This window comes from Flavobacterium melibiosi (assembly GCF_048158545.1).
In the GTDB taxonomy this organism is placed as follows: Bacteria; Bacteroidota; Bacteroidia; order Flavobacteriales; family Flavobacteriaceae; genus Flavobacterium; species Flavobacterium melibiosi.
Map to the genome: position 1 here is coordinate 457,584 of NZ_JBLNKU010000002.1, position 6,000 is coordinate 463,583.

Annotated in this window: 5 protein-coding genes; all 5 read left to right on the plus strand. The window is 34.9% G+C overall.

The genetic code is table 11. The features are described 5' to 3' along the window. The first annotated feature begins 43 nt into the window (after positions 1–43). The 5 genes from ACM55F_RS03985 to ACM55F_RS04005 all read left to right on the plus strand — a co-directional run bounded on the left by ACM55F_RS03985 (position 44) and on the right by ACM55F_RS04005 (position 5,748). Positions 44–496 carry an Lrp/AsnC family transcriptional regulator gene (locus ACM55F_RS03985; protein ID WP_291249121.1) on the plus strand — a complete coding sequence of 151 codons (453 nt, stop codon included), beginning with the start codon at positions 44–46 and terminating at the stop codon, positions 494–496. A 23-nt stretch (positions 497–519) separates the two neighbouring features. Further along, entirely contained in the window at positions 520–2,721 is a 2,202-nt protein-coding gene (locus ACM55F_RS03990) for a penicillin acylase family protein (RefSeq protein ID WP_416852409.1), read from the plus strand. 158 nt (positions 2,722–2,879) lie between these two features. Continuing rightward, a complete protein-coding gene (locus ACM55F_RS03995) occupies positions 2,880–3,653 on the plus strand; it encodes a dienelactone hydrolase family protein (protein ID WP_416852410.1) in 774 nt (257 codons plus the stop codon). A gap of 32 nt (positions 3,654–3,685) precedes the next feature. Beyond that, positions 3,686–4,729 carry a DUF3667 domain-containing protein gene (locus ACM55F_RS04000; RefSeq protein WP_416852411.1) on the plus strand — a complete coding sequence of 348 codons (1,044 nt, stop codon included), beginning with the start codon at positions 3,686–3,688 and terminating at the stop codon, positions 4,727–4,729. Positions 4,730–4,734: 5 nt separating this feature from the next. After that, positions 4,735–5,748, plus strand: a complete 1,014-nt coding sequence (locus ACM55F_RS04005; RefSeq protein WP_416852412.1) for a M28 family peptidase — start codon at positions 4,735–4,737, stop codon at positions 5,746–5,748. Positions 5,749–6,000 lie beyond the last annotated feature (252 nt).

Genomic DNA, 6,000 nt, shown 5'->3' on the forward strand with positions numbered 1-6,000 from the left:
TTATAAATAGTAGAAAATACCTTTTCAATTTAAAATAAATTCCATGGACGCATTAGATGAATTTGATATCAACATTATTAAAGAATTAGAAAAAGATGGTCGTATGGCATTTTCTGCTATTGCCACTACCCTAAAAATATCCAATACTATGGTTCACCAGCGGGTAAATCGATTGACGGAACAAGGAATTCTTGCAGGAATAAAACCCATTATAAACGAAAAAAAAATTGGGTACGACTGGGCTTCTTTTACGGGCATCACCTTAAATAAAGACCAAGATTCAAACAGAATTATTGAGGAATTAAAGAATATTCCTGAAATCACGGAATGCTATTATGTAACCGGTTCTTTCACGCTTTATATCAAAATAGTAGCCCAGAATCACGAACACATGAGAAAAATCCTTTATGAAAAAATTGATAACATTCCGGGAATTTCAAAAACGGATTCAATCATAGAATTGGGTTGCGCATTTAAACGAAATATCACACTATAATGCCAAATTAACATCCCAAAGAAATGAGAAATTATAGGAATCATCTAAAATTAGGCTTGTTAATATTCTGTATCAGTTTTCAATCCATCGCTCAAAAAACAGATGTAAAAGAAGTTAACCGACTCAAAAAATTAGCCCAACAAGTCACTATAATTCGAGATAATTGGGGAATCGCACATGTTTATGGCAAAACGGATGCTGATGCTGTTTTTGGTATGTTATACGCCCAATGTGAAGATGATTTCAATCGTGTTGAAATGAATTATATAGAAAAACTAGGACGCCTTTCTGAAATAAAAGGAGAATCCGTTTTATATAATGATTTGGAAATCAAACTTCTGATTGATACTCATGAAGCTAAAGCCGATTATAAAAAAGCAGCCCCCTGGCTCAAAAAATTACTAAACAGTTATGCTGATGGGATCAACTTTTATTTATACAATCATCCCGAAACAAAACCAATTTTATTAAATCATTTCGAACCTTGGTATCCATTACTTTGGACAGACGGGAGTATCGGAGCTATTAGTACTGCTGATCTTTCTACCGGCGAATTAAAAGCTTTTTATTCCGGAAATACTGATAAAGTGGCTTACACAGAAAGAGAAAAAGAGGTACAAACAGGCTCTAATGGTTTTGCTTTGGCTCCAGCCAAAACTGCTTCGGGAAATGCTATTCTTTACATAAATCCGCATACCTCTTTTTATTTCAGACCCGAAATACAGATTAATAGTGAGGAAGGATTGCATGTTTATGGCGCGGTAACTTGGGGACAATTTTTTATCTACCAAGGATTCAATGAAAACTGTGGTTGGATGCATACTTCCTCAAACGTGGATGTTGCAGACCTGTATGCCGAAAAAATTGTAACCAAAAACAAAAAATTATTCTACGAATACGATAAAAAATTACTTCCGGTAAAGGAGAAAATAATTACCATAAATTATCTAAAAAACGGAACGTTAATCCCGAAAGAATTCAAAACGTATTTCACCAATCATGGTCCAATTATGGCCAAAAGAGATGGGAAATGGATTAGCCTGAAATCAAATAATCGATCGATGAACAGTCTGGTGCAAAGTTGGACGAGAACAAAATCTAAGAGCTTTGATGATTATAAAAAGGCTATGGATTTAAAAGCCAATACCTCTAACAATACCATTTATGCAGACAAAAAAGGAAATATTGCTTATTGGCATGGGAACTTTATTCCAATCCGGGATAAAAAACTGAACTGGTCAAAAGTTATGGACGGGACAACGCCAGCATCACAATGGAAAGGTTTACACGATGTTTCTGAAACGGTCCATTTATATAATCCTACAAACGGGTGGCTGCAAAATTGCAACTCTACTCCTTATTCTGCGGCTGGCACAAACAGTCCAAAAGAGGAAAACTATTTGCCTTACATGGCACCTGATGGAGAAAATTTCAGAGGAATAAATGCCGTTCGTCTTTTAAGTAAAGGAAACCAATATACTTTAGATAAAATAATTGCCGACGGTTATGACACCAAACTTTCCGTTTTTGAACTATTAATTCCTTCCTTGATTAATTGTTTTGAAAAAAACACAAAATCGGATGAACAATTGTATAATGATTTAGTGGAACCTATCGCCATTTTAAAAAAATGGGATTATTACGCTAACGCGAATTCTATAGCTACGACATTGGCAAATGAATGGGCATCCAAATTAGATCCAATCATTAGAAAAGCCTACATTGATGAAGGGGAATTGGATCAGGTAGAAAACGCCACAAATTTTGCAAAAAATGCTACAGCCAATCAATTACTTCCTCAATTGCAATTGGTCATAAATGAATTAAAAAAGAAGTTTGGCACATGGCAAATTCCTTGGGGAGAAATAAATCGTTTCCAACGTTTGTCCGGTGACATAGATCTCGAGTACAATGACAATCTGGAAAGTTTACCTATAGCGAATGCTTCAGCATCATGGGGCTGTTTACCATCATTTGCAAGTTCGTATAGAAAAGACTCCAAAAAAAGATATGGTTACAGCGGCAATAGTTTTGTTTGTGCAGTAGAATTTGGAGATAAAATCAAGGCAAAATCATTATTGGCTGGCGGAAATAGTGGCAATCCAAAATCAAAACATTTTTACGATCAAGCTGAGATGTACCAAAAAGGACAATTCAAAGAAGTCCTTTTCTACAAAGAAGACGTCCAAAAAAATGCAGAATACACCTACCATCCTGGCGAATAATTATTTTAATCCGCCAACCATTTTATTCTTTTTTAATACAAGAACCTGAACAGTAAATTATTTCTTGTCTATTTATGTTATAAAAAAAGTTAAAAAGAGTCTGTTTATACAAAAAAATCACATTTTATTTTGGATATTTGTGTAGAAAACAAAATTTTATGAAAAATATAGCCTTTTTAATTTTAGGAATAATACTGTTTACAAATAGCACTTTTGCACAGTTAAAAGCTGTAAAATATAGCGATGGCGCTCAAGTTTTGAATGGATTTAAAATCCAGCCAATGAAAAAAAACCTTCAAAAACCAGGAGTCCTTATACTTCCCGCTTGGAAAGGTATTGATAACCATTCTAAAAATACCGCGCAAAATTTAGCTAAGTTGGGCTATTATGCCTTTATAGCTGATATTTATGGTGAAGGAAATTATCCAAAAGACAATGCGGAAGCCGGCCAAAAAGCAGGATTTTACAAAACAAACTACAAGGAATACCAAAAACGAATTGCCCTGGCATTAGAACAATTAATTAAATCAGGAGCGAATAAAGATAATATTGTAGTAATTGGTTTTTGTTTTGGTGGAACTGGAGCACTTGAAGCAGCACGTGGAAATCTAAATATAAAAGGAGCAGTTTCTTTTCATGGTGGTTTAGGCAAAGAAGCTTCGAGAACAACCCAGCCTCTTACTCCTAAAATTTTAGCGTGTCACGGAGCCGATGATCCTTTTGTACCAAAAGAAGAAATTAGCGCTTTCCAACAGGAAATGAGAGATTCAAAAGCCGATTGGCAAATGGTTTATTATGCCAATGCAGTACACTCTTTCACAGATCCCGAATCCGGAAATGATAATTCTAAAGGAGCCGCTTACAATGAAAAAGCCGCCAAACGTTCTTTCGAACATTTAAAAGTTTTCTTAAATGAAGTCTTGAAAAAATAATTCAGATTCGATTATAATTAAAAAACGTTTTTATGGGGAAAACCGTTTTAAGAAAAGACAAAACCTGTCAAAATTGCAGATATGTTGTAGAAAACAGATTCTGTCCTAATTGTGGGCAAGAAAATACCGATACCCGAAAAACATTTCATCATTTGTTTATTCATTTTTTTGAAGACTTAACACATTATGAAAATGCTTTTTGGAAAACGATAAAAAATCTTTTATTCAAACCTGCGACTTTAACAAAGGAATATCTTTCCGGAAAGCGATTGTCCTATTTGGCTCCCGTTCGACTTTATATTTTTATCAGTTTTATAACATTTTTTCTTATAACCGTTTTCCCAAATGAAAAATCCAATCAGGTAAAAATTAACGAAAAGGAACCCATATCAAACCCTGTAAACGATAGTCTAAAAAACCAAAATAAAAATGCAGACAGCATTTTGAGCACAGAAATTTCAACAAAAGATTCTATAAAAAACAATATTGCGAAGACTGACGAAAAGGAAGAATTTTTAAATTTTGGTTACAAATCCGTTCAGGAATTAGATTCGATACAAGCGCATGCACCTGAGTCTGAAAAATTGTCTGATTTCAGTTATTTGATCAATAGAAAATTTCAAGAGGTAAAAGATAAGAATAAAGAGGAATTATTTGAAAAATTCAAAGAATCATTCATTCATAATTTTTCAAAAGTATTGTTCATTTACATGCCACTTTTCGCCTTTTTCTTATGGGTTTTTCATAACAAAAAACGCTGGTATTATTTTGATCACGGTATCTTTACACTGCATTATTTTTCGTTCTTATTATTGGTGTTTTTAATACTGTTTCTATTCACTAAAATACTTTCTTTATTTGAAGATTCGGCTGGTATTAATTTCATCATCGGAATGTTTAATTTCGTAGGAATCTCCTGGATGCTATATTACTTTTTTCCGGCGCATCATCGATTTTATGGTGAAACACGCCTGGTTTCCTTAATAAAAAGTACCCTCCTGTTTGTCATCAATTTCATTATGATCATTATAATTCTTATTTTATTTGCCATTTATACCTTTATTAATTTACATTAAAAAACATGAAAAAAATAACCTTATTAAGTTTGCTAGTTGTTTTAAACATAAGCTGCACTACCCAAAAAATGGGTGTTCCTGATGTTGAACCTACAAAATACATGAATACCATCACAGCCAGTGATTTAAAAACACATCTTTACATCGTCGCTGCAGATTCAATGGAAGGACGCGAAACAGGTTCTGCCGGCCAGAAAAAAGCAGGTGTTTATCTTATCAATCAATATAAAAAAAACAACATTCCGTTTCCTAAAGGAGCTTCCGATTATTATCAAAAAATTCCCGCAGCTTTCTTGAATGCCAAACGCAACGAAAACTTATCTGATTCAGAGAATGTCTGGGCATACATCGAAGGTTCCGAAAAGCCAAACGAAATCCTGGTTATTTCGGCACATTACGACCACGTAGGCATAAAAGACGGCGAAGTATACAACGGTGCCGACGATGACGGTTCCGGAACAGTTGCTTTATTAGAAATTGCGCAAGCTTTCCAAATTGCAAAAAAAGAGGGGTATGGACCAAAACGTTCTATTCTGTTTTTTCACGCAACTGGTGAAGAGCATGGTTTACACGGTTCCCGCTATTACTCGGAAAACCCTTTATTTCCATTGGCTAACACAATTACGGATATCAACATTGATATGATTGGTCGTCGTGACGATGCTCATGCAAATACCAACAATTATGTATATCTAATTGGCTCGGATCGTTTATCAACTGATTTAGATAACATTTGTAAAATAGCAAACGCTAAGTATATCAAAATGGATTTAGATTATAAATTCAACGACCCTAAAGATCCAAATCATTTTTATGAGCGTTCTGATCATTATAATTTTGCCAAACATGGTATTCCGGCAGTATTCCTTTTCAATGGCGTTCACGCGGATTACCATCAAAAAACGGATGAAGTCGAAAAAATAGAATTTGATGCTTTGACCAAAAGAACCCAACTTGCGTTTGTAATGGCATGGGAATTGGCAAACAGAGAAAATAGACCCGTAGTCGATAAAAAATAGTTTTAGCATTAGGGCACATCCCGCCGAAAAAAGCGGGTCGGGCTATACGTTGCAATCTTTTATTACCCTGTCAGGGTTTTGAACCCTGACAGGGTAATAAAAGGATTTCCACTGCTATCCCTTGTGCAAACCCAAATCGGATAGGAGCCTAGGGATTATTTCCCTAGGCGACCTTCCACACCACCCGGCATACGGATCCGTACCAAGGCGGTTCTTAATTTACGATACATTTTAGGTAGATGTCATTTAGGA